The organism is Natrinema sp. 74, assembly GCF_046097095.1.
In the GTDB taxonomy this organism is placed as follows: Archaea; Halobacteriota; Halobacteria; order Halobacteriales; family Natrialbaceae; genus Natrinema.
On record NZ_CP175698.1, the window covers coordinates 3,413,923 to 3,439,923 of the forward strand.

Sequence of the window (26,001 nt, forward strand, 5' to 3'; positions counted from 1 at the left end):
GGTCGCCGACTTCGCCTCGCCAGACTCCGGTCGCCGCTTAGAACTCGGTAATGACTGGAATGCCGACCGTCTCGTACTCGTCCATCGCGGCCAGCGTTTCGGGAGCCTCCTCGAGCGAAAGCGTCTCGCCGATGATCTTGTCGGGCTCGAGGGTGCCCTGAGCGATCAAGTTGAACAGCTCCTCGTAGCGGACCAGCGGCATCCCGAAGGAGCCGTGAAAGTCGATCTCCTGCATCGTCATGATATCGACGGGAAGGTCGATCTGTCCCTGTTCCTCGCCGGTCGTCAGGCCAACCTGTACGTGGCTGCCCCGCGTACCGAGGCTGTTGACCGAGTTCTGGCAGGTCTCAGCGATGCCCAGCGCGTCGATCGAGACGTCGGCACCGCCGTCGGTGATCGCCTTCACTTCCTGGGGTGCGCTGTCGACCTCGGCACCGTTGATCGTCTCGACGGCACCTAGCTCCTCGGCGCGCTCGAGTTTGCTGTCGAGGACGTCGATCGCGATCGGGTGTGCGCCGAGTGCCTGCGCGATATGGATCGCCGAGAGACCAACGCCGCCACAGCCGTGAACGGCGACCCAGTCGCCGGGTCGGAGGTCGGCGCGGTCGGCCAGCGCGTGATAGGCCGTCATAAAGCGACAGCCGAGGCCGGCCATCTCGGTAAAGCCGACGTCGTCGGGCATCGCCACGCAGTTGAAATCGGCTTCGCGGACGGGGAACGCCTCCGCGAACGCTCCCTGGGAGTACTCCGAGAGACCCAGCGGGAGCACCGTCTCGCAGTTATTCGCCCGTCCCTCCTGACAGTGAGGACAGGCCCCGTCGCCGAGGTGGAACGGCACCGCCACGCGGTCGCCCTCCTCGAACGTCTCAACGTCGCTTCCGACCGCCGAGACGACGCCGGCGGGCTCGTGGCCGAGGATCTGGCCTTCCGGCACGCCCGCGCCGATCCAGTTCCAGTCGCCCTGCCACGCGTGCCAATCGCTACGACAGATGCCACACGCCTCGGTCTCGACGATGACCTGGTCCGGAGCCGGCTCTGGATAGTCGACGTCTTTGACCGCCAGCGGTTCCCCGTGCTCTTCGAGTACGGCTGCTCGCATATCTCAACAATAGGGATAGTCAGTATAAAAGTGTATGAGGTACGTTCGTAACGTATCACAAACTTTTCTCGAGTTTTACATCGTTGGTAACGGTATTAGCGGTGTAGGCCCGCTATGCCGGCTGCTTTCTTCGTTGTTCGGGATTAAAACCAGAAACGCATGAACGATGTGTCGTAGTCAAAGAATGTGTGGATAGCTAATTAGGAACAATCTCCGCGTCACTCCCTCGGTTAGTCGGACGGCCGAAGGAATCGATGCTATCACCGTGTTATCGAACATTTGATTCTATATCTGATACTAGCTCAGATATATTGGAAAGCAGGTAATATAGTTGAGGGGCGAGCGAATCGGTGAGTAAATCGAGCGAAATGATCTAAATCCATCAGTGTGGCTCTCGAGGAGAGTCTAGAAGCGGTTCGGAGATCGGACGGATAGCGCGCCCATTGGGGCGTTTGACGTTGTGAGTCGTTGCGGATATAACTGCAGTTTCTTGTGTGTATTCTACAATATTATCGGGATAGGGGCGATTTTCGACGTCGGGCTGGTCAGCCGGTGCTGACCCAGTCTAACAGCCGTATTCTGCGTTAAATTCACAAGAGAACGCGATTTCGGGCGCTATGGTCACGTCGATCCGGTCGACCACCGAACTGTCTCGATCAATTCGAAATGAGCGACTGTCTGGCCTGAGAAGACCGAAATACCTGTCGCCAATAGAGTTTGTGTTGGATGGTCCATCTCAGTCGTTCTATAATCGGGGCCTGTGTCGTCACTGAGCCGACCACACGAGTATTGACACTGCCGAGAATTACTACGAGCTAATGGCCACACCGTCTCTCGCCAAAACTCGAGCCGCCGCGAGACCACTAGTACGCTCTTCTGTCGAGAATCTATGATATATCGATAACCGAAAGGTAGGGATAGAAACCAGCTCAGGGCCGTTCGCAATCTCATTTGTGTCACGTCGGTCGGCCTCGGGGATGATCCGCTGAAAGAGGGTTCAATCGGCACTCACATCTCGGTCCTCCTGCCGGAAGATTACAACCATATGTGTGTAATGGATGGCGCAGTTGAGGCCGTGCTGAACCGTTCGCCTCGATAGTCCGGTGATGTCCGGCCGGTCGGACGCTGTTGGGGTCGGCGGAGAGCGTCATTAGCTCGGATGAGTTGTTCGTTATCTAATAACGAACAGCGTCGGAAGCGTCGTTACTACAACGATCGACCGTCATAATCCAAGACGGCGATACGACTATCGGTGATCCGATCGATAGTCGTCTCAACGGACAATAGCGAGATTAGCTCGCTTATCGGCGCTGCTCCCGAAAGACGACCGAATCTAGAATAGTAAACAATTGTTTGTCATTGGGGAACATAGTCGATGTAGCGAACTGAGGTGTGTGAACGATAAACTTTACTCACTACCGAGTAGCGGTCTCCACTCGGCAACCCCTCGTCTGAAAGCGTGGTTCACATTGTAGACAGCCTGTTCGGAAATGATGAACGCATAGATATTTATACCAAACGCTAACTAGGCAATGTATGGGCAAGCGAGCGAACAATCCCGTCAAATCGGTCGTCACGACGTTCGACATTCTCCAGACGTTGCGTCGACTCGACGGTGCTGGCGTTACTGAATTGTCAAATGAACTCGAATTGCCGAAAAGCAGCGTTTACAACTACCTCAGCACTCTCGAGCAAGAAGAGTACGTCGTCAAAATGGACGGCACGTACTATCTCGGGCTCCGTTTTCTCGATCTCGGTCGGTACGTGCGCCAGCGCAACGACCTTTACGAGACGGCTCGTCCCGAAATGGAGTCGATCGCAGACGAAACGGGGGAGCTGGTTAACCTCCTGGTCGAGGAGCACGGACAGGGCGTCTACGTCTGTCGAGTGCGAGGAGACCAGGCCGTCAACGTCGCGGCAAGTACCGGACACCGCGTGTCGCTGCACAACACCGGATTGGGAAAAGCGGTCCTGGCGTACCTTCCGGAGGACCGTGTCGACACGATCATAGACGAGCACGGGATGACAGCCGACACCGAGCGCTCGATCACCGACCGCGACGAGCTCAAGGCCGAACTCGAGACGATTCGAGACCGCGGAGTAGCGTTCGACCGCGAAGAGCGAATCGGCGGCCTCTGTTGCGTCGCCGTCCCGATTTTAGACCGCGACGACCGGCCGATCGGCGCGCTCAGCGTCGCTGGGCCGACGAGTCGCATGCGGGGCGATCGGTTCGAGACCGAACTCCCCGACCTACTCGAGAGTGCCGCAAACGTGATCGAACTCAACATGACGTATTCATGACCATTTTGCAGAGATGGTGATTACCAATTGATCTACCGAATGCGTGTTCACTAATGACGAACGGCCGTCTCACGACCAACGCCACGCGACGACGCCGTCCGCCGTCGTCCGCTTGAGGGTTCCGCGGTCGACGTAGGCGGCGAAGTGCCCGGAGAGCGGATACGCGAGGTCGACGTCGAGTCCGTAGCTGCCGCGACGGTCGACGATGGCGTCGATCGCCTCGCGCAGGGTTACCGTGCCGTGCTCGTCTACGATTGCAGGAATCAGCGCGTCGAGTTCCGACGCGAAGGCCAGCGATTCGTCGAGGAAGTCACCGACGTCGGCACCCTCGAAGAGTTCGTAGTGGGTCAGCGACAGCGCGTCTGCGTCGAGAGCCCGAAGCAGTTCGATCGTCCGCTCGTACTCGGGATAGCGGTAGTACGGCGGCGGTTGGATGTAGTCGCCGTCGACGGTGAAGACGCCCCGTCCGAAGACCGCGTCACCACCGATCACGAGGTCAGTGGCGGGATCGTAGAGCGCGAGGTGACCGCGCGTATGTCCGGGCGTATGGAGGACTTGGAGCTCTCGGTCCGCAAGCGCCACACGCTCTCCGCCCCGGAGTCGGAGATCGATCTGTTCGCCGGGCCCCATCATCCCCTCGAGCCACTCGGTCGTGTCGTCGTCGTACGTGATTCCGTGCTCGTCGGCGAACATGCCGTAGCGCTCGCGCATGACGCGGTCGGTGCTCTCCATCAGGTCCGCGTCGGCGTCGTGGGCCGCGAGCGTGACCGACGGCGCGTGGTCGCGGAGTTCGCGGCTGCCGCCGTGGTGATCGGCGTCAGCGTGAGTGATGACGGCGAGCGAAACGTCCTCGAGCGACCAGCCTCGATCCTCGAGAAAGGGGCGGTAGACCGTCGTCGGCGCGTCGACGACGCCGGGGTCGACGATGATCGGTCCCTCTGTGCCCTCGAGGACGTGGTAGCCGTGCAGTTTGTCGTCGATGACGGTCTCGATCCGGTGGATGCCGGGCGCTACCGTCTGCGTCGTGAGCTCTCGCATTCGGTGACTGGATAGTCTCGCGGAGACCACAAAAACGTTGGTCCGAGTAGAACCGTTGGTCCGGTCAGAACGCGCTGTCTGCGAACCCGCCGTCGATCGTAACGACCTCGCCGGTGACGAACGAGGCGGCGTCGCTGCCGAGGTAGACCGCCGCGCCGACGATTTCCTCGCGCTCGGCGACTCGCTCGAGCGGGGTCCGTTCATCGATGCGCGTTCGCTTCTCGGTCCCTTCGGCGTACGTTTCGGCGTTCTGTGGGGTGATGACGAAGCCCGGCGCGATCGCGTTGACCCTAACGTCGGGCGCGAGTTCCTTTGCGGACGCGCGGGTGAACGCTTCGACGCCTCCCTTCGCGGTGCTGTAGGCCGGCAGGTTCGCCATCGAGAGCCGGGCCGACAGCGAGGAGATGTTGATGATCGAGCCGCCGTCATCCATCGCGGGCGCGAACGCCTGCGTGACGCGGCGAACGCCGTCGAGCGCGACGTCGGTGACGAACTCCCACTCCTCGTCGGAGATACCCTCGACGGTCGCTCGGGAAATCGCCCCCTGCGACGCGACGACGATGTCGATGCCGCCGAACTCGTCGACGGCCGTCTCGCGGACGGCCTCGAGCGAGTCGGGGTCGGTCACGTCGCAGGTGACCTGCGCCGTCTCGACGCCGCGGTCCTCGATCGCCGCCGCGGTCTCTGCGACCTTCGATTCGTCGCGACTCGTCGCGATGACGTCGGCACCCTCTTCGGCGAAGCCGAGAGCGATCGCCTGTCCGATACCGCTGGTCCCACCGACGACGACGGCTCGTTTGCCGTCGACAGTCACTGGACTGTGATCGTAGTCGACCATACGGATATCGTAACCGTCCGCCCCTATTACGTTTACCGTCCCGGCCCGCTCCGGATCGGGAAACCCCACAGAATTATAACTGCTCGCGAACGACCCGACACCATGCGCGGATTAGCCAAGACCAGTCGCAGTCACGGAGCCATGGAACTCGTCGACCTCGAGCGGCCCGAACCCGGGCCGGACGAGGCGCTGATTGAGGTCGACTACGCGGGCCTCTGTGGCAGTGATGCGGGTATCTACGAGTTCGAATCGGCCTTCGAGCGAATGGAGTTGCCGACCGTCATCGGTCACGAGTACACCGGTCGAATCGTCGAGGTCGGTGACGACGTCACGAAATTCTCGGTCGGCGACCGCGTCGTCGAGCGACCCATTCGGGGCTGTGGCGACTGCTATCAGTGCGAGATGGGCCAAGAGAACGTCTGCCAGAACGCCGTGATCACCGGCGTCGACCACGACGGCGCGTACGAGGGATACGTCGCCGTGCCGGAGACGGCGCTCCATCCCGTTCCCGAGGGCATGGACCCGAAACACGCCGCGCTCGTCGAACCGACGAGCATCGGCGCTCGAGCGGTCATCCAGAACTCGCGCGTAAGCCCCGGCGATCGCGTCATGGTCGCCGGTCCCGGCCCCATCGGCCAGCTGACCGCCCAGATCGCGCGGGCGCAAGGTGGCGAGGTCGTCGTCGCCGGCGTCGGACAGGACGCCGACTACCGACTGCCGCTGGCCGAGGACCTCGGCTTCCAGACGGTCAACGTCGCGGACGACGACCTCGAGGCGCGTCGGGACGAACTGACCGACGGCGTCGGCTACGACGTGGTCTTCGACACGACCGGCCATCCCTCCGGACTGACGATGGCGGTCGACGAGGTCCGGAAGGGCGGCCAGATCGTCCTCGTCGGGCAGACCGGCGAGACGACGATGCCCTACTCCCCGCTTGTGCGCGCAGAGATCGACCTCCAGTGTTCCTACGCCTCGATGTACGAGGACTTCGAGCGCTCGCTCCGGCTGATCGCCTCGGGCGACGTCGATCACGCGACGTTCCTCGACGATCGCTTCAGCCTCCTTGAGGCCGACGAGGCGTTCGAGACGTTCCTCGAGGGCGGGACCTGCAAGCCCGTCTTCGACGTATCGGTCCTCCGAGACTGAGACGGGCCACTGGTCGTCAGTTCCGGCGTTCCGGGACCCCTGCCGACGGACGCCGGTAACAGGGACTCCAGACCGTATGCGGCCCTCGCCCAGCGTTGTTATGCGGTACCGTTTCAGACGGAAGTTTTAGTAGTACCTACCGTAATTCACGACTGTCGATGGACTACAGACAGCTGTCCGACCCGAACGCAGAGTATACGATGCGCGACCTCTCCGCGGAGACGATGGGCGTCTCCGCCGACCGCGGCCCGCGCGACGTCGAGATCACGGACGTTCAGACGACCATCGTCGACGGCAACTATCCGTGGACGCTGGTCCGCGTCTACACCGATGCAGGACTCGTCGGTAACGGCGAGTCTTACTGGGGCGCCGGCGAACGAGAGATCATCGAGCGGATGGCCCCCTTCATCGAGGGCGAGAACCCGCTGGACATCGATCGGCTCTACGAACATCTCGTCCAGAAGCTCTCGGGCGAGGGATCGATCTCCGGGAAAGCGATCTCGGCGATCTCCGGCATCGAACTCGCCTTGCACGACGTCGCCGGCAAGATCCTCGAGGTGCCGGCTTACCAGCTTCTCGGCGGCAAGTACCGCGACGAGATGCGGGTCTACTGTGACTGCCACACCGAGGAGGAGGCCGACCCCGACGCCTGCGCTGACGAGGCCGAACGCGTCGTTGAGGACCTGGGCTACGACTCCCTGAAGTTCGACCTCGACGTTCCCTCGGGCCACGAGAAGGATCGGGCGAACCGCCATCTGCGGAACCCGGAGATCGAACACAAGGCCGAGATCGTCGAGAAGGTCACCGAGCGCGTTGGCGACCGTGCCGACGTTGCCTTCGACTGCCACTGGTCGTTCAGCGCCGGCAGCGCACACCGCCTCGCCGAGCGCTTAGAAGAGTACGACGTCTGGTGGCTCGAGGACCCGATCCCGCCGGAGAACCACGACGTCCAGGAGGAGGTCACCAAGCGGACCTCGACCCCGATCACCGTCGGCGAGAACGTCTACCGCAACCACGGCAACCGTCGGCTGCTCGAGAATCAGGCCGCCGACATCGTCGCGCCGGACGTGCCCCGCGTCGGCGGGATGCGACAGACGCGGAAGATCGCGGATCTCGCCGACATGTACTACGTGCCGGTCGCGATGCACAACGTCTCCTCGCCGATCGGGACGATGGCCAGTATCCATGTCGGCTCGGCGATCCCGAACGCGCTGGCGGTCGAGTACCACTCCTACGAACTCGGCTGGTGGTCGGACTTAGTCGAGGAAGACATCATCAGCGAAGGGTACGCCGAGGTTCCCGAGAGGCCGGGGCTCGGCGTGACGTTGGATCTCGATGCGGTCGAGGAGCACCTGGCCGAGGGTGCAGAGATGTTCGACGAAGCGTGAGCCAAACTCGAGTACGTATCGTCCCGACCCGCGTCGAGCAACGAGGATCGTCGGACACGTCGTATCACCCGTTCGGTCGACGAAGCTGCTATCCGTTCGACTGACACCGCGAGTCGCGCCGACGGACCGATGCCGACCGGCTGCCGAACCAAGCGAGAGTCTGCTCCCAACGCACTTCTCGTCCCACTTCTCGAGACGCACACGGCCGCGTTCGTTCAGTGACCGCTAATCTGGGCTGCTATCGGCCTAACACACGCGTATTAGTTGCCTCCTCGATGGTGTCTCGAACGGCCTGACTGCTCCCAACCGGTAAATTTATAAATATATGGGGGTATTTCACAACCCGTATGGTTGACAATGACAATTCGGACACGAGTATAGATCGGCGAACGTACCTCGGTGGCGTCGCGGCGGGCGCTGCGCTCGGAATGGCGGGTTGTATGGGCGGTGGCAGCGGATCAGGCGAACTCGAGGTGATGCACGGCTGGACGGGCGGCGACGGCGCGGACGCCATCAACGAGCTGACGAGTGCGTTCAAAGATGCACACCCGGACGCACCGACGAACTTTCGGGCAGTCGGGGGTGGCGGGAACGTCAGTCTGAACGCCACCGTGCTCCGTCGGTTGGCCAACTCGAACCCGATGAGTTCCTTCGCGAACTGGCCGGGGAAAAATCTGAACCGATACGACGGTGCCCTGATGGACCTCGAAGAGGACGTCTGGGAAGCCGAGGGGTACAAAGACACCATGCAGGAGCGGGTCATCGACATCTGCAAGTTCAACGATAAGATGCCGGTGGTGCCGATCGGATCGCACCGGATGAACAACCTGTTTTACAATACGACGGCCTTCGACGAGGCGGGCGTCGACGCCGAAAGCCTCGGCAGTGTTTCCGACCTCATGGACGCACTCGAGACGATCGATCAGGACACCGACTACACGCCCTTTTCACACGGGATGAAAGCGTCGTTCCTCGGTCTCCAGACGTGGGCGCAGATCCTCACGAGCCAGAGCGGCGTCGACGCGTACACGAACTTCATCGAGGGCAACGGCGACCGCGGGAAGATAATCGACGCGCTCGAGACGCTACAGGAGATTCAGCAGAACTACATCCCCGCCGACGCGTCCTCGATCGGGTACACCGAGGCCGGCCAGAAGATCATCGGCGATAGCGAGAATCCGGCGGACGCAGCGTGTATCCACGGCGGCAACTGGCTCTACGGCATGTTTCGTGACGACGACAAGTTTAACTACGGCGAGGAGTGGGACTGGATCCCCTTCCCCGGCACCGAGGGGCTCTACTTCTACCACGTCGACTCGTTTGTCGCAACGTCGAACAACCCGAGTCAGGAGGAGACGATCACGTGGCAGAAGTTCGTCGGGACGAAGGAAGCGCAGATCACGTTCAACAACCTCAAGGGATCGGTGCCGCTCCGAACTGACATCGATCCGAACGAGTTATCGGACTTCCTCGCGATGAACTACGAGGACCTCACCAGCTCCGAGGCGTATCCGCCGACGATCGCACACGGCCTTGCCGTCAAGCCCAAAACTCTCGGCGACTGCAAGAGCACGTTCGGGGACAACTTCTCGGACCCGTACGACGCTCAAGCGGCGGCAGACGGTCTGCTCAACGCGGTCTCGCAGTAGTATCGTCACGCGAGCGCTCGACGGCACAGACGAGCCGCGTCGTATCATAACTCAATTTTTATTACGGTGGCGAGTATTGGCTAGTTCGATGGCAACAGGAGACACGACCGAATCGACGACAGCACCGACAGAGGAGGTGGTCGGTTGGGAGACGAAGCTCAGGTATTTCCTGAACAGCGACTTCGTCCGGTCGTCACCGTATTGGGGGATTCCATTTGTTCTGATGGGGATCGCCGTCTATGGTGGCATCGGATACAACGTCGTGATTTCGCTTACCGACTACTCTGGCATCGATCCACCGACGTTTTCAAATCTCGACTTCGAGATGTACAGGACTGCCCTCTCTAGCGCCGCGTTTCGAGAGGCCGCGATAAACAACCTCATCTTACTCGTCGCCTTTACGACGATATCACTCGCGTTGGGCCTCTTCCTCGCGGTCCTCCTCGATCACGGGATCCGCTACAAGGACAAGATTCAGACGGTCTATCTCCTCCCGATGGCCCTTTCGTTCGTCGTGACGGCCCAACTCTGGTTGTGGATGTACAACCAAGATAACGGGGTGTTGACAATCCTCGTGACGACGTTTGGACTCGACCCGATCGACTGGCTCGGAAATCCCCAGATCGCGCTCGCGTCGGTCATTTTCGCGTTGGTCTGGCAGTTCAGCGGATATGCGATGGTCGTCTATCTGGCGGGACTTCAGTCGATCCCGTCCGACCAGTTCGAGGCGGCGAAAGTCGACGGGGCGAGTACGATCCGAACGTACTTGCGGATCATCATCCCACAGCTAAAGGAATCGTCGGTCAGCGCCGCCGTCGTCCTGATGGTGTTCGCCCTCAAGGCGTTTACCTTCCTCTACGCGCTCGTCGGTCAGTACCGGCCGCCAAACGGTACTGACATTCTGGCCACGTTGATGGTCCGACAGGCGTTCAAGTTCGGAGAGTGGGCCTACGCGGCCGCGATCGCAACGATGTTACTGCTACTCGCGCTCGGCGTCATCGCACCGTATCTCGTCTATCAGCATCGACAGGGGAGTCTCTGACAATGTCACGATCCACTTCGGATACGAACGTCGACGTCGCATCGCTCGTCGAGGACGTCGACCTCAGACGCGTCGGCCAGTACACGCTGGTCGTGCTCTTTCTGGGGTTCTTCCTCGTCCCACTCGAGACCGGAATCATGACCGCACTGAAGACTAACGGGTCCGTCGCCCGTTCGCTGCCGTTTGCCCCGCCGGTTGGGGAAGGGTTCACGTTCGGGAACATTCAGTACGCGTTCAACCAACTCTCGAATTCGTTCGTGAACTCACTGCTCATGGCGGTTCCGGCGACGATACTCAACGTGTTGCTGGCGAGCATGGCCGCCTACGGCCTCACGATGGTCAACTGGCGCGGCCAGGTAGTGGTGCTCTCGCTGTTCTTGGTCGGAGTCTTTGTCCCGTATCAGGCAGTGTTAGTGCCACTGGCACGGTTCTGGAACAACCTCTTCCCGCTCGCGCGGATGCTCGCACCGATGTTCGGGGCCATGCCGCTCTTCCAACGCCACCACTCAGAGCTTATCCCGTTGATAATCACTCACGCCGCATACGGGATTCCGATCTGTACGGTCCTCTTTCGCTCGTATTATATGAGCCTCCCCAACTCGCTGGTTGAGGCGGCCAAAATCGACGGGGCGAGCATCACGAAGATCTACCGTCGTATCGTGTTGCCGCTTTCGAAGCCGATGTTCGCCGTGGTGTTCATCTACCAGTTCACCCAGATCTACAACGAATTCCTGTTCTCATTTACCCTCATCACGGGAGCGAATCACCCGGCAGCGCCGGTGACGCTGATTCTTCCGGCGATCGGTGCGTCGACCTCCGGTATCGACTTCGGGATCCGGATGTCGGCCGCGTTCCTCGCCGCCTTGCCGACGATTATCATATACGTTGCGTTCGCCGAACAGTTCGCGGAAGGACTGCGCACGGAGAGTGGATAACGATGGGACAAATTCAACTCGATCACCTGACGAAGCGGTTCGGAGACACGGTCGCCGTCGAGGACGTGACCATCGACGTCGAGGACAGCGAGTTCCTCGTCCTAGTCGGCCCCTCGGGCTGTGGTAAGTCGACGACGCTGCGGATGATCGCCGGCCTCGAGACGCCCAGCGATGGGAATCTCTACATCGACGGCGATCACATGAACTACCGCGTCCCGCAGAACAGAGACATCGCGATGGTCTTTCAGGACTACGCCCTCTATCCGCACATGACCGTCCGCGAGAACGTCCGATTCGGACTGGAAGAGGAAACGGGATACACCGCCGACGAGATGGACAAACAAGTTGAGGAGGTCGCCGCCGACCTCGGCATCGAGGACCTGCTAGATCGTAAACCGGACGCGCTCTCGGGCGGCCAGCAACAGCGGGTCGCGCTGGGCCGAGCAATCGTCCGCGATCCCGAAGCGTTCCTGATGGACGAGCCGCTGGCGAACTTAGACGCGAAGCTCCGATCACAGATGCGGACGGAGCTCCAGAACCTGCAGACCGAACTCGACGTAACGACGGTCTACGTCACGCATAACCAGACCGAGGCGATGACGATGGGCGATCGGATCGCAGTGCTCAACGACGGTCAACTCCAACAGGTCGGCGAACCGCTGGAGCTCTACCACGAGCCCGCAAACCAGTTCGTCGCGGGCTTCATCGGCGAACCGATGATGAACTTCATCCAGGGCCGGCGGTCCGAAACCAGCTTCGAGGGCGATTTCCTCGAGTACCCGTTCGACGACCGGCTGGCCGATGCCGTCGGCGACACGGACGAACTCGTCCTCGGGATCCGTCCGGAGGCGGTCGATGTCCAGCAAGCCGAGGATGCGTCGGCGACGCTTGGCGACCACGAGTTCCGGATGACGGTCACTGTCACGGAGACTCACGGTGACCAGAACGTCGTCCACCTCACGCACGCCGACGCAGCGGACGACCACGACGCCCTACAGGCGGTAACCGACGGGATGCACGTCGTGAACGCGGGCGAGTCGGTCGTGGTGACGCTTGATCCCGAGCGGATCCACCTCTTCGACGGAACCAGCGGCGACGCGCTCTGTAACCGTCGCTTCGAAACCGAACGCGAACTCACACAGGTGTAACATGGCGGGCTTAGAACTCAACGACGTAACGAAGGTGTACGGAGACGGAGATTCCGGTGTCGTTGCGGTCGAAGACGTCTCGGTCGAGGTCCCCGACGGTGACTTCCTCGTCCTGGTCGGCCCCTCGGGCTGTGGTAAGTCGACGACGCTGCGGATGATCGCCGGCCTCGAGACGATCACGGACGGCGAGATCGGGCTCGGCGATCGGACGATCAACGAGGTCTCGGCACAGGATCGCGACATCGCGATGGTCTTCCAGTCGTACGCGCTGTACCCGCACAAGACCGTCCGCGATAATATGGGCTTCGGGCTCGAGGAGTCGACGGAGCTCTCCAGCGCAGAGATTGCTGAGACGGTCGAAGATACGGCGGCGCTGATGGGCATCGACGATCTGTTGGATCGCAAGCCAGGCGAGCTCTCGGGCGGTCAGCAACAGCGGGTCGCGCTGGGCCGGGCGATCGTCCGCGACCCCGACGTGTTCCTGATGGACGAGCCGCTATCGAACCTCGACGCGAAACTGCGGGCGGAGATGCGGACGGAGCTCCAGCACCTGCAAGAACGGCTGGGCGTAACGACGGTCTACGTCACGCACGATCAGACGGAGGCGATGACGATGGGCGATCAGATCGCCGTATTGAACGAGGGAGAACTTCAGCAGGTTGGCACGCCGCTGGAGTGTTATCACGAGCCAAACAACCTGTTCGTCGCGGGCTTCATCGGCGAGCCGTCGATGAACTTCTTCGACGGGCACCTCGAGGGAGATCGAATCGCAACCGACGCGTTCGACTACTCGCTCGATCCGGCGACGAGCGACGACCTCGAGGACGAGAGCGACCTCGTCCTCGGGGTTCGGCCAGAGGACATTCGAGTCGACGAGGCGGCCGCGGGCGAACAGCGCTTTTCGGCCACAGTAGATGTTATCGAGCCAATGGGTAACGAAAACCTCGTCCATCTTCGGTTCGACGACGGAACTGAGTTCACCGCGACCACCGAGGGGATCCCGAACGTCAGCGACGGTGACCGCGTCGACGTTGCGTTCCCTACGAACGCGATTCACCTCTTCGACGCCGAATCGGGGGCGGCAGTGAAGAACCGACAGTTGTCCTTCACGGAGTCGACCACCGAAATACGGCCGTAAGCGCCGATCACCGTTTTCGGCGGAGTGGTTCAAGACGGTCTCCGAGCAGCCGCCGGGCCGTTTTCGCTCGGCATCGTAACGACCGGAATCGAAGGTGAGCCTCAACTGAGCGGCAGGATCGTCGAGAAAATGAGCGTGCTCAGCAGACCCGTAAGGCCAATAAGGATGGTCGCGACCGTCCACGTTTTCAGCGTCTCCGCCTGAGTGAGGCCGCCGATTTCCTTGACGATCCAGAACCCGCTATCGTTGTACCACGAACAGAAGGACGCGCCCGCGCCGATCGACATGACGAGGTACGCGACGTTGACCTCGAGTCCGCTCGCCAGCGGTGCCATAATGCCCGCCGTGGTGACGATCGCGACCGTCGCCGACCCCTGAACGACGCGGACGCCGGCGGCGATCACCCACGCCGTCACGAGCAGGCCGAGACCGATCCCCTCGAGGCTGCCCGCGATGTACTCGCCCGCGCCGGCCGCCTGGAGCATGACACCGAACGCGCCCCCGGCAGCGGTGATGGCAGCGATGTTGCCGCCGCTTTTGAGCGCCTCGGTGAGTTCGTCGGAGAACGTCTCATTCTCGAGGTCGCTCATCCGGTAGTACGTAAGCGCCGCCGCGAGCGCGGCGGCCGTGAGGGCGACGTTCGGATCGCCGAAGAACCCCGTAACGCCGCCGACCGCCAGGTCCGAGCCGAACACCGTCTGCACGGTCGTGTCGGCTGTCACGAGCAGGATAGCAAGTAGGATCGGGAGCAGCGACTCGAGTACGCCCGGTAGTCGCCTCGTCGGAATTTGGTTTTGTGACTCGAGTTCATCGACCGTCGTCCCCATCGCGTCTCGGAGTGGGATCTCTAAGCGCCGATTGATCCAGTAGCCATAGCCTAGCCCCGAGACGAGCGCCGTCGGCAGGCCGACGAGAACGCCGACGAGGATGGTGCTGCCGAGATTCGCGCCCAACTCCTTGACGGCGAGCAGCGGTCCGGGAGTCGGCGGCACGAAGCCGTGGGTAACGACGCCGGCAGCGCCGACGGCGACGATGTAGAGGGCGTAGTTCTGTCCGTCGCGCGACCGGGCGGCCCGCGCAAGCGGCGCGAGCAGGTAGAAGACGTTGTCGAAGAACACGGGGATCGACATGACGAAGCTGCTGCTGAACAGCGAGATTTCCGTGTTTTCATCCCCGAAAATACTTGTGAAGGCCCGAACGATCCGGTTTGCCGCACCGCTCTCGACCATTGCCTTGCCGATGATCGCGGCCATCAGAATGGGGATACCGATATCGGCCATCTTCTCACCGAACGCCGTCGCGAACTCGCCGGGAACGTCGGCGAACACGACTGACGGGGTGACGATACCGACCGTGAACCCGGCGATGACGAGCGATACGAACGCCGGGAGATCGAGGACGACCAGCAGGAGTATGATCGCGAGAACGCCTGCGACGAGCGATACGAGCGGTGCTTGTCCGCTTACCTGTAGTATTTGCCCAAACATCGTTCCCGCATATTCTATTACCATATTTAATTTTCATTAATAATTGCCATCAGATGTAGAGGGATAGAAACGGTAGGTGGGACGGTCGGCGATACGGCACTCATGAAACCATAAAAACGGCACCGAGACCGGCCACGGCAGTGAATCTCGAGCGATCGACCGTGAACGGAATACTCGCAGGCTACGTATTCGACTCGTTCGGTCTGATGGTTCTACGGGGCGTCCGACGGCGTCGCTGGGACACGAATTCGATCAGACTTCGACGACTGGGTTTACGAGTTCGCCGATTTCGTCGATCTCGATGCGGACCTCGTCGTCGGGTTGGAGGGTGAAGCCGTCGTCCGGTACCAGCGAGGTGCCGGTGAGCAGGACGCCGAGTTCGGGCACGACATCGTGGTCCCGCCAGTACTCGACCAGTTCGTCGCAGGTGCGAGCCATGTTGCCGATCGAGGTCTGATCGTCGTAGAGGGTCTCGCCGTCTCGAGTGATCGCCATCGACATCGTCAGTTCGTGGGGGTCGCCGACGTCGTCGGCGGAGACGATACAGGGGCCGATCGAACAGCAGCGCTCGTACATCTTCGCCTGCGGCAGGTACAGCGGGTTTTCGCCCTCGATCTCACGACTGCTCATATCGTTGCCGATCGTGTAGCCGACGACCGAGCCGTCATAGAGGACGATACCGAGTTCGGGCTCGGGGACGTCCCACGAGGAGTCCGCGCGGATGCCGACCGACTCGCCGGGACCTACCGTTCGGCTCGGCGTCGCCTTGAAAAAGATCTCCGGTCGCTCGGCCTCGTAAGCGTGGAGGTACATCTCCGGCATCCCGCTTTCGGCCTTCCGCGCCTCCTCGCTGATCTCGTAGGTGACACCCGCCGCCCAGACTTCCTCCGGCACGACCGGTAGGGGTCCGTCGGTGAGCGAATCGAGCGAGACCGTCGGCGCCTCGTCGGAGAGGTCACTCGCCATCTCGTCGATCCCGACTCCCGCGATGTCCGCCGCCGCAGCGAGCTCTCCGAACCCGTCTAACCGCGGTTTAACGGCCGTCAGATCGTACGCCGTCTCGTCGTCGACAGCGATGAGTCTATACTGGTCGCCAGTGGATTGGCGCTGATACCGCATGCGATTATGAACTCCCTAATCCGTTATAAATGTCTCGTCCGCGGACGGATCGGCCGAGGGAAGCGTCGGAACGGCAAGAATTATGAGCGAACGGAACAACCTTCTCCTGTATGCCAGACCAGCGGCTGAACTACGTGAGCGGCGAGTGGACCGAATCACATACCGGCGAGACGTTCGAAACGATCGATCCGGCAAACCCCGACGAGGTCGTCGCGACCTACCCGCAATCCGACGCCGAGGACGCCGAGCAGGCGATCGAGGCGGCCCGCGATGCGAGCGACGAGTGGGGGTCGACGCCCGGCCCCGAGCGCGGGCGAGTCCTCACGACGGCCGGCTCACTGCTGGACCAGCGAAAGGACGACCTCACCGAACTCCTCGTCCGCGAGGAAGGGAAGACCCGAAGCGAGGCCGGCGGTGAAGTACAACGCGCGATCGACATCTTCCACTACTACGGCGCGAAAGCCAGCGACCTCGGCGGCACGGTCAAGGGCTCGAGCGCACAGGAGACGAACCTCTACACGAAAAACGAGCCCCTCGGCGTCGCGGGACTGATCACGCCGTGGAACTACCCCATCGCCATCCCGGCCTGGAAGATCGCCCCCGCGCTCGCGGCGGGTAACGCGGTCGTCATCAAGCCCGCCTCGCTCGCGCCGGGCGTCGTCCACGAAATGGCAGCGGTGCTCGCCGAAGCGGGGCTCCCCGACGGCGTGCTCAACGTCGTCACCGGGCCCGGAAGCGAAGTCGGCGATACGATCGCGAGCCACGAGGCAGTCGACGCCGTCTCCTTTACCGGCAGCACGGCGGTCGGAAACACCGTCTACGACACTGCGACCGCCGACGGCAAGCGCGTCCAACTCGAGATGGGCGGGAAGAACCCGACGGTCGTCAGCGATAGCGCGGACGTCGAGGAGGCGGCCCAGATCGTCGCCGACGGCGCGTTCGGCGTCACCGGTCAGGCCTGTACCGCTGCCTCCCGTGCCATCGTCCACGAGGACATCTACGACGAGTTCGTCGATGCCGTCGTCGACCGCGCCGCGGCAATCGACCACGGCCACGGGCTCGACGACCCCGGCATGGGGCCCCACGTCAGCGACTCCGAACTCGAGGGCACACTCGAGTACGTCGATATCGCCCAGAACGAGGGCGCGACCCTCGAGTACGGCGGTGAGCCACTCGACCGCGACGGCTACTTCGTCGAGCCCGCGGTCTTCTCGGACGTCGATTCCGAGATGCGCATCGCCCAAGAGGAGGTCTTCGGACCGGTACTCGCCATTATTCCCGTCGGCGACTTCGACGAGGGGCTTGCCGTCGCCAACGACGTCGATTACGGTCTCTCGGCCAGCGTCGTCACCGACGATCACACCGAGGCCAACCGGTTCGTCGACGAAATCGAAGCCGGCGTCGTCAAGGTCAACGAGAAGACGACCGGTCTCGAACTCCACGTCCCCTTCGGCGGAATGAAAGACTCCTCGAGCGAGACCTACCGCGAACAGGGCGACGCTGGACTGGACTTCTACACCATCAGCAAGACGGTCTACGACAACTACTGACGACCCGCGATCGACGACTCGAACCGTCTTCGGAAGCGATTTTCGACGAGTTCGGTCGACCGGACTCGCCCGACGAGGACGCCGATGAGTTACGACGCTCGAGTCCGCTGCGACGGATACCTATCGGCATGCGAGACGGCTAACCTACCGGATGCCGAGCGCCTCCGCCGTTATCGTCTCCGGGACACAGCTCTATCCCACAATAACGAACATCGTGTTCAGATATCCCACGAGTTCGGACCGGGATTACATGCATATGCGCGTAACGAGATGCGGTACGAGACGAATCCAGACATCGACTCGTATCGGCAGTAAGGGAGCGCTCTGCGGGACGTTCTCCGCTCGTTTCGCAGATTGCAGCGTATCGTGTCGATTATTCGATTGTTCGCCAATCGCGGACGGATCAGGGAGCTTCTCGAGTCCAAAACGGAGGTTCTCGCATACGGGAGTTGGTTCAGCGTCCTGCGGTCTTCCCCTCGACGGACGGGGCGAACGGCCACTACGCAAAAGCGAACCGCTGTTCATCATTGGCGAACCAAATCACGTTCCTACTGCCCCGCAAGCCGCTTCGATCGGTGTGTCGCGACCGCAGAGAGCGCGGTCGCCACACGTTGGCATCGGTCGTTTTTTATCAGATCGGAATATAGAACCGCGTATGCGCGACTGGATCGACAGCTACGAGGAGCGAGCATGGCAGACAACCGAGAGCGGGACCGTCAAATATGCGCTGATCGGTCTGGGGTGGTGGACAATCGACGTCGCTCTTCCGGCGATCGAATCGTCCGATCTAGGCGAGGTGACGGTCCTCATCAGTAGTTCGACCGACAAAGCGACGCGACTCGCCGACGAGAACGACGTTGCACGCGGAATTAGTTACGACGAGTTCCACGACGGCGCGGCCGCCGACGAGTACGACGCCGTCTACGTCGGCACGCCGAACGCCTACCACCTCGAGTACGCCGAGACCGCGGCCGAACTGGACAAGGCGATTCTCTGTGAGAAACCGATGGAGGCGACCGTCGACCGGGCCGAGGCGATGGTCGAGACCTGTGACGCCGCCGACGTACCGTTGATGATCGCCTACCGCATGCATACCGATCCGGCGATCCAGCGAGCGCGCGAACTGATCGCCGACGGCTTCCTCGGGGAGCCGGTGTCGGTCTACGGCCACAACAGTCAACCCCTACTCGAGATGATCCCCGATCCCGACCAGTGGCGGCTCGACGCCGACCTGAGCGGCTACGGAACCTCGGTGATGGATCTGGGTATCTACTCGATCAATACGACTCGGTTCCTGCTCCGGCGCGACCCCGTTAGCGTACAGACCGAGATGGTCTCGAACCACGAGGCGTTCGGCGACGTGCCCGACGAGCGATCTTCGTCGCTTTTAGTCTTCGAGGACGACGTCCAGATGACCTCGACCTCGAGCCAGCACGCCCACGAAGACACCCATCTCAAACTCACGGGGACCGAGGGCCAGATCGAACTCCGGCCGGCGTTCCACGGGGAGTGTTCGCTGCACCTCTCGCGTGGCGATGTATCCGTCACCGTCGAACACGGAAGCTTCGACGCCGAGCGCGAGATGGAAGAAGAGTTCGACTACTTCGCGGATCGGCTCCTCGGCGACGGCGAGATTTATCCGGACGGCCAGCACGGCCTGCGGGACATGCGGATCATCGAGGCGATCCACGACTCCGCGGAGCGAGGCGACCCGGTCGCACTCGAGTAACGCACGACGGGCCGTTGCGGACGCGATATTCGGCATAGGAGTCCAGACCGATTGAGATGGTTTGGTTTGTCCTTGAACACGAGTTGTGTTTGCTGATACCATTCAACAAAAGATATAAGTTCGATAGTAGCAATTTACCAGCCGCCATGACGGATGGTCACAAGGTCGATTTCGATCGACGGACAGTCCTGCAAACGATCGGTATCGGTGCGCTTACGACGGCTGGCACGGCGAGCATAAGCGGCTCCGTCGCCGCCGACGAGAGTGCGACACACTATCATAATCCACAGTACGAGCCCCATTTCCCCGATCCGACGATCCACCGGGCACCCGACGGCACTTACTACGCCTACGGTACCAACATGAACCGGGACGACGGGTCCAACGATTCCGAGGAATTGCTGATTCCGATCCTCTCGTCGACGGACCTGGTCAATTGGACGTACGAGGGAGAAGCGTTCGAGTCCCGGCCGGGGTGGACCTACGGCTCGATCTGGGCACCCGACATCCACTATTATGACGGCGAGTGGAAGATGTTCTACTCGCTGTCGCCCCGGCCGTGGGAAAGCGGCGAGTTCGGCATCGGGCTGGCCACCTCGAGTTCGCCGACCGGACCGTTTACCGACCACGGGCAGATCATCGGCGACAACGAGACGGGCGGCGGCACCATCGACGCGTACTTCGCCGAGCACAACGGCACGCCGTACCTGTTCTGGGGGAGCTTCCAGGGCATCTATGTCGGCGAACTGAGTTCGGACCTGCAGCGCTACGATATGTCGACGCAGACGCAGGTGGCCGGCAACGCCTACGAGGGGACGACACACTTCGAGGCGAACGGCTACCACTACCTCATCGTCTCGACCGGTGGTTGTTGTGACGGCCTCTCCAGTACGTACGAGTACGAGGTCGGGCGGTCGACGTCGTTTTTTGGCCCGTACTACAATCAGAACGGGACGGACCTGCTCGATCGCGATGTCAACAACAAGGGGGTGCCAATCCTGACCGGAAACCGGCGCTTCCCGGGGCCGGGGCACGGCGACGTCATCACGTACGACGACGGATCATTGTGGACGATCTACCACGCCTACGACCGACAAGATGGCGGCTCCGTCGACGGCGTCCCGCGGCGCGTCCTCATGACCGACCGAATCACGTGGGAGAACGATTGGCCGGTCGTCGGGTGTACGAACACGCCGAGCACGACGGCCCAAGCGCCCGGCAACGCGACCGACTGCAGCGGACCGGTATCCGGCCCCCTCGCCGAAGGAACCTACCACATCGCGAACGTCAACAGCGGGAAGTTGCTGGAGGTCGCCAACGCCGGCACTGCAAACGGCGATAACGTCCGCCAGTACGCAGATACCGGCAGTACCTGCCAGCAGTGGACTCTCTCGCAGAACCGGGACGGAACCTACGACATCACGAACGTCAACAGCGGCCTGTACCTCGAGGTCGCCAACGCCGACTACGGCAACGGGGCGAACGTCCAGCAGTGGGAACGCTCCGGTCACCCGTGCCAGCGCTGGAACGTCGTAGACAACGGCGACGGCACGTACCGGCTGGTGGCCGAACACAGCGGGCGGGTCGCCGACGTCGAGAACTCCTCGACGGCCGACGGCGCGAACGTACTTCAGTACGACTGGTTGGGCGGCAACAACCAGAAGTGGACGTTCGATCCGGTGTAGCGGCGGTCTCCCTCCACGTGCCGTTTCCTCGCGAGACGACGTGATTCGGGCGACGCCGACCGGTGCTGCGAGCCAGCGACGGACGGTCATCCCACAATAGACGCGAGCGATCCGAGCGACTACTCGATGACCGCTGCCTGCCGTCCCGCTCCTCGAGTGGGCCGATATCGCTGGAATCGGCCCGGGTCGAATAGCTACGGCGTCCCAGTGCCGTCGACGACTGATCAATATATCCAAAAACATTTATTATAGATCTGGTTGACTATCATCACGCATGCCATTCGATAGCAACGATCGCAGCAGACGCGACGTTCTCAAAACGATCGGAGCCGGCTCGATCGCCGCCAGTGCACTCGGAGCGACCGGGACCGTCGCGGCCGACGATAGCCCCGGCCACTACCACAACCCGACGTACCCGAATCGCGTCTTCCCCGATCCGACTGTCGTTCGAACCGCCGACGGGACGTACTACGCGTACGCATCCAACATGGAGAAGGACTCGGAGTCCCAAGAGGAGATGGTTCCGATCCTCCGTTCGACGGATCTCGTCGACTGGACTTACGTCGGCGAGGCCTTCGAGAGCTACCCCGACTGGCGCAGCGACGACGCGTCACTGTGGGCACCCGACATCAACTACTACAACGGCCAATACTACCTGTACTACTCGTACTCGGTGTGGGGAAGCAACAACGATCCCGGTATCGGCCTGGCGACGGCCAATTCGCCGGAGGGGCCGTTCACGGATCAGGGGCCGGTCTTCCGCGAGAGCGACCTCGGGATGACCAACGCCATCGACTCGGAGTTTCGCGTCGTCGACGGCACGCCGTATATCGTCTGGGGGAGCTGGTACGGGCTCTACGGCGTCGAACTGACCGCCGACGGCACGGACTACATCCCCGGGACGACGTTCCACCTCGCCGGCGACCATCGGGAAGCGCCGTTCCTCCTCGAGCGGAACGGCTACTACTACCTGTTCTATTCGACCGGCTACTGCTGTGAGGGGTACGACAGCACGTATTCAGTCGAAGTTGGCCGGTCGACGTCGTTTACCGGGCCCTACTACAACCAGAACGGAACGGATCTCCGCGATTTGAACGAGCACAACAGCGGCGTCGCGGTGCTCTCCGGAAACGACCGGTTCACAGCTCCGGGGCATAACACCGCCATACGAGACGACGCCGGCGACTGGTGGATGCTCTACCACGCCTACGACGATCAGGAGCCGGAGTTCGTCGACGGCACGTGGAACCGCATCCTCATGACCGACCGCATCGAGTGGGACGACGGCTGGCCGGTCGTGGCCGGCGATGGGACGCCCAGTTACCAGAGCCGGATGCCCCATACCGCCGACGCGGGCCCCGTTTCGGACGGCATCTACCGAATCGAGAACGCGGCGACGGGAAAGGCACTCGAGGTCTATGAGTCGTCGACAGCCGACGGCGCAAACGTCGTCCAGTGGGCCTGGAACGGCGGCGCGAACCAGCGGTGGTGGGTCGAGTACCTCGGGAGCGGCCAGTATCGGCTGATAAATGAGAACAGCGATAAAGCGGCCGACGTTCCCGACGGATCGACGGTGGCCGGCGAGAGCATCCACCAGTGGGGCTGGTGGGGTGGTCCGATGCAGAAGTGGACGCTCAGCGCACTGGGCGACGGCACCTACACAATCGAGAACGTCAACAGCGGCCTCGCTCTCGACGTCGCGTCGTCAGGCGACGGCGCGGACGTGATTCAGGCGACGCCGAACGACTCTGCAAGCCAGCGCTGGAGCCTCGAACCGCTGTGATCGGCCGGCCCTGCTACGGACGACGAGCGCCGGCGGCAGCCAAAGCGCCGATCAGACCCCGTCGTCCTGTGCGTCGACGGTCGCGACGGCCGCGAGGTTGACGATGTCTTTGACCTCGTCGCCGCGCTGGAGGACGTGGACCGGCTCGTCCATCCCGACGAGCATCGGGCCGATAGCGTCGGCCCCGCCGAGTCGCTGGAGCAGCTTGTAGCCGATGTTGCCGGCCTCGAGGTTCGGGAAGACCAATACGTTCGCCGGCTGCTCCAGATCGGCGAACTCGTAGGTGCCAGTCAGCATCTCCTCGACGACGGCGGTGTCGGCCTGCATCTCGCCGTCGACGGGGAAGTCGATTTCGGGGTCTTCGCGCAGGCTTTGGGCCGCTTTGCGCGGTTTTCGCGTCCCCTCGTTGTCGACGCTGCCGAAGTCCGAGTACGAGAGCAAGGCGGCGCGGGGCTCGACGTCGAACCGGCGGGCCAGGTCGGCGGTGTGACGGGTGACCTCCTCGAGGACGTCCTCGTCGGGGGCCTGATTGACCGTCGCGTCGGCGACGAAGATGACGCGGTTCTTGAACGTCAGCAGGTAGACGCCCGCCGCGTACTCGGCGTCGTCGGCCGTCCCGATCACTTGCAGCGGGGGTCGCAGGGCCGACGGATAGTGGTTCGTCAGTCCCGTGAGCATCGCGTCGGCGTCGCCGCGGTCGACCATGACGCTCCCGAAGTAGTCGGTGTCGTCGCGGACCATCGACGCGGCCTCGCGTCGAGTAACGCCGTTTCGGTTCCGGCGCTCGTAGAGGTGGTCGGCGTAGGCCTCGTACTCGCCGTGTTCCGGGTCGACGACCTCGGGATCGAACTCGAGGCCGAGGTTCGCGACCGTCGACAGAATGTCGTCCTCGTCGCCGATCAGGACCGGCTCTGCGATCCCTCGGTCAGCCATCTGTGCCGCCGCTCGCACGATGGTCTCGTCGGTCCCTTCGGCCAGCGCGATCCGCTTTGGATCGGACTTGGCCTTGTTGATCACGACGCGCATCATCTCGCGGGATTTCCCGAGTCGGGCCTCGAGTCGTTCGACGTATTCGTCGGCCTCGAGTTCGGCGCGGGCCGCGCCCGACTCGATGGCTGCGCGCGCGACGGCCGGCGCGACCTCGAAGAGCACGCGGGCGTCAAGGGGTTTCGGAATGATGTAGTCAGGGCCGAACTGCAGCGGTTCGTCGCCGTAGGCTTTGACGACCGCGTCTGGCACGTCCTGCTTGGCGAGGTCCGCGAGCGCGCTGGCCGCCGCCACCTTCATTTCCTCGTTGATCTCGGTAGCGCGGACGTCGAGTGCGCCACGGAAGATAAAGGGGAACCCGAGGACGTTGTTGACCTGGTTTGGATAGTCCGACCGCCCCGTTGCCATGATGACCGTGTCATCGCGGGCCGCTTTGGCCGCCTTGTAGCCGATTTCGGGGTCGGGGTTGGCCATCGCGAAGATGATCGGATCGTCGGCCATCGAACGCACCATGTCCTGTGAAACGATACCGCCGGCCGAGAGACCGACGAACGCGTCGGCTCCCGCCATCGCGTCCGCGAGGTCGCCCTCGGGACGGTCCTGTGCAAACGCGCGGTTGTACTCGTTCAGCTCACCGGATTCCGCCCGTCCGGTCGTCAGGATGCCGTCGATATCGCACATCGTGATGTTTTCTCTGGGAACGCCAAGCGAGACGTAGAACTTCGCGGTCGCAACCGCGGCCGCGCCCGCGCCGGCGAAGGTGACCTCGAGGTCGGTGAGGTCTTTGCCGGAAATCTCGACGGCATTAAGCAGTGCCGCACCGCTGATGATGGCTGTTCCGTGTTGATCGTCGTGGAACACGGGAATCGAGAGGCGCTCGCGAAGCCGTTCCTCGATTTCGAAGCACTCCGGTGCCGCGATATCCTCTACGTTGATCCCGCCGAAGGTCGACTCCATCGCGGCGACCGACTCGACGAACGCGTCCGGGTCGTCGTGGTCGAGTTCGATATCGAAGACGTCGATGTCGGCGAAGCGCTTGAACAGCACGCCTTTACCCTCCATGACGGGCTTTGAGGCCTGCGCGCCGATGTCGCCGAGGCCGAGGACGGCCGACCCGTTCGAAATTACGCCGACGAGGTTGCCCTTGGCCGTGTAGCTGTACGCGTCGGTCGCGTCCTCGTCGATCTCGAGACACGGCGCGGCGACACCCGGCGAGTACGCAAGCGAAAGGTCGCGTTGCGTGTTCGTCGGTTTCGTCGTCGATATCTCGATCTTGCCTGGTGGATCGGTCCGGTGATACTCGAGCGCATCTTCGTCCATTGTGTGCCCGTACGTCTCGAGCGGATCAACAAAAGCGTGCGGTCGCGTTCGATCGGTACCCGGCAACGCGTCCCGCGGTCGGAAGCGGTCAGTCCGCCGCGTGGCGAGGAACGTGCCCGCAGTCGACACACTGCCACGATTGTCCCTCGAACGTGAGTGTTCCCGTACAGTCCGGACATCGATACGACTGACCGACTAGCTGCTGGGCTGCCATATTCCCGGTTGAACGGGGCTGCTCTTAAGCCTTCTCCCCGGGACGGGGCCGCTCAGAATCGCCATCGCCGAACGGCGATCGGTGGGGCCGATCCGGTATCGATGTACCGATCCGCCGAATCCGGACCCGATCCCTCTCTCGATCTCGGCCTCGAACCGAGCCGTCGTCGGTCGTCACTCGGCCAGTATGCGACGAGAAATGCGTTCCGTAATGAAAAACGGAGAATCGAGACTCGAAGCCCAAGTACGGGCGTTCCAATCGAGAAACAGCATGAAATCGGTCGAACGACGGCGAATCGGCCGCTCGAGCGGGCCGGTCGATTGGCCCGCCGCCGAAACGAGATCGGGAACCAGTTCAGGGATCGGAAACGGACGGTGTCAGAGGAAAAAGCGCACACACGACCGC

The 26,001-nt window shown here is 62.3% G+C and carries 18 protein-coding genes; 12 read left to right on the plus strand and 6 right to left on the minus strand.

All coding sequences use genetic code 11. The features are described from left to right. Positions 1-37: 37 nt before the first annotated feature. Positions 38-1,099 carry a zinc-dependent alcohol dehydrogenase family protein gene (locus tag ACJ70B_RS17050; protein ID WP_408958185.1) on the minus strand — a complete coding sequence of 354 codons (1,062 nt, stop codon included), beginning with the start codon at positions 1,097-1,099 and terminating at the stop codon, positions 38-40. A gap of 1,536 nt (positions 1,100-2,635) precedes the next feature. Here ACJ70B_RS17050 and ACJ70B_RS17055 point away from each other — a divergent pair. Beyond that, positions 2,636-3,400: an IclR family transcriptional regulator gene (locus tag ACJ70B_RS17055; RefSeq protein ID WP_408958186.1), complete on the plus strand. Its 765-nt coding sequence runs from the start codon at positions 2,636-2,638 to the stop codon at positions 3,398-3,400. Between the two features lie 69 nt (positions 3,401-3,469). On the opposite strand, the gene ACJ70B_RS17060 is transcribed toward ACJ70B_RS17055, so the two are convergent. Next, positions 3,470-4,438, minus strand: coding sequence for an MBL fold metallo-hydrolase (locus tag ACJ70B_RS17060; protein WP_408958187.1), 969 nt, complete (start codon positions 4,436-4,438; stop codon positions 3,470-3,472). A gap of 64 nt (positions 4,439-4,502) precedes the next feature. After that, positions 4,503-5,276: an SDR family NAD(P)-dependent oxidoreductase gene (locus tag ACJ70B_RS17065; RefSeq protein ID WP_408958188.1), complete on the minus strand. Its 774-nt coding sequence runs from the start codon at positions 5,274-5,276 to the stop codon at positions 4,503-4,505. Positions 5,277-5,378: 102 nt separating this feature from the next. Between ACJ70B_RS17065 and ACJ70B_RS17070 the strand changes: the two genes are divergently transcribed. From ACJ70B_RS17070 to ACJ70B_RS17100, 7 genes are all read left to right on the plus strand, one after another. Next, positions 5,379-6,422, plus strand: a complete 1,044-nt coding sequence (locus ACJ70B_RS17070; RefSeq protein ID WP_408958189.1) for a zinc-binding dehydrogenase — start codon at positions 5,379-5,381, stop codon at positions 6,420-6,422. 158 nt (positions 6,423-6,580) lie between these two features. Then, on the plus strand, positions 6,581-7,810 hold the full coding sequence (locus ACJ70B_RS17075; protein ID WP_408958190.1) for a mandelate racemase/muconate lactonizing enzyme family protein: 1,230 nt from the start codon (positions 6,581-6,583) through the stop codon (positions 7,808-7,810). 347 nt (positions 7,811-8,157) lie between these two features. Next, positions 8,158-9,459, plus strand: coding sequence for an ABC transporter substrate-binding protein (locus ACJ70B_RS17080; RefSeq protein ID WP_408958191.1), 1,302 nt, complete (start codon positions 8,158-8,160; stop codon positions 9,457-9,459). 88 nt (positions 9,460-9,547) lie between these two features. Next, entirely contained in the window at positions 9,548-10,501 is a 954-nt protein-coding gene (locus tag ACJ70B_RS17085; RefSeq protein WP_408958192.1) for a carbohydrate ABC transporter permease, read from the plus strand. Between the two features lie 2 nt (positions 10,502-10,503). Then, positions 10,504-11,436: a carbohydrate ABC transporter permease gene (locus tag ACJ70B_RS17090; protein WP_408958193.1), complete on the plus strand. Its 933-nt coding sequence runs from the start codon at positions 10,504-10,506 to the stop codon at positions 11,434-11,436. Positions 11,437-11,438: 2 nt separating this feature from the next. Beyond that, the gene (locus ACJ70B_RS17095; protein ID WP_408958194.1) at positions 11,439-12,584 is read left to right on the plus strand and encodes an ABC transporter ATP-binding protein; all 1,146 of its coding nucleotides are present in this window, start codon (positions 11,439-11,441) and stop codon (positions 12,582-12,584) included. Position 12,585: 1 nt separating this feature from the next. Next, on the plus strand, positions 12,586-13,722 hold the full coding sequence (locus tag ACJ70B_RS17100) for an ABC transporter ATP-binding protein (protein ID WP_408958195.1): 1,137 nt from the start codon (positions 12,586-12,588) through the stop codon (positions 13,720-13,722). Positions 13,723-13,823: 101 nt separating this feature from the next. On the opposite strand, the gene ACJ70B_RS17105 is transcribed toward ACJ70B_RS17100, so the two are convergent. Next, positions 13,824-15,233, minus strand: coding sequence for a GntP family permease (locus ACJ70B_RS17105; protein ID WP_408958196.1), 1,410 nt, complete (start codon positions 15,231-15,233; stop codon positions 13,824-13,826). A 228-nt stretch (positions 15,234-15,461) separates the two neighbouring features. Then, positions 15,462-16,328, minus strand: coding sequence for a fumarylacetoacetate hydrolase family protein (locus ACJ70B_RS17110; RefSeq protein ID WP_408958197.1), 867 nt, complete (start codon positions 16,326-16,328; stop codon positions 15,462-15,464). A gap of 110 nt (positions 16,329-16,438) precedes the next feature. Here ACJ70B_RS17110 and ACJ70B_RS17115 point away from each other — a divergent pair, with 110 nt between their 5' ends. From ACJ70B_RS17115 to ACJ70B_RS17130, 4 genes are all read left to right on the plus strand, one after another. After that, entirely contained in the window at positions 16,439-17,878 is a 1,440-nt protein-coding gene (locus tag ACJ70B_RS17115; protein WP_408958198.1) for an aldehyde dehydrogenase family protein, read from the plus strand. A gap of 655 nt (positions 17,879-18,533) precedes the next feature. Beyond that, positions 18,534-19,607, plus strand: coding sequence for a D-xylose 1-dehydrogenase Gfo6 (gene gfo6, locus ACJ70B_RS17120; protein WP_408958199.1), 1,074 nt, complete (start codon positions 18,534-18,536; stop codon positions 19,605-19,607). A 146-nt stretch (positions 19,608-19,753) separates the two neighbouring features. Beyond that, entirely contained in the window at positions 19,754-21,292 is a 1,539-nt protein-coding gene (locus ACJ70B_RS17125; RefSeq protein WP_408958200.1) for a family 43 glycosylhydrolase, read from the plus strand. A gap of 274 nt (positions 21,293-21,566) precedes the next feature. Then, the gene (locus tag ACJ70B_RS17130; RefSeq protein WP_408958201.1) at positions 21,567-23,075 is read left to right on the plus strand and encodes a family 43 glycosylhydrolase; all 1,509 of its coding nucleotides are present in this window, start codon (positions 21,567-21,569) and stop codon (positions 23,073-23,075) included. A gap of 51 nt (positions 23,076-23,126) precedes the next feature. Here the strand turns inward: ACJ70B_RS17130 and ACJ70B_RS17135 are convergent, their stop codons facing one another. Beyond that, entirely contained in the window at positions 23,127-25,382 is a 2,256-nt protein-coding gene (locus ACJ70B_RS17135) for an NADP-dependent malic enzyme (protein ID WP_408958202.1), read from the minus strand. Positions 25,383-26,001: the final 619 nt, after the last annotated feature.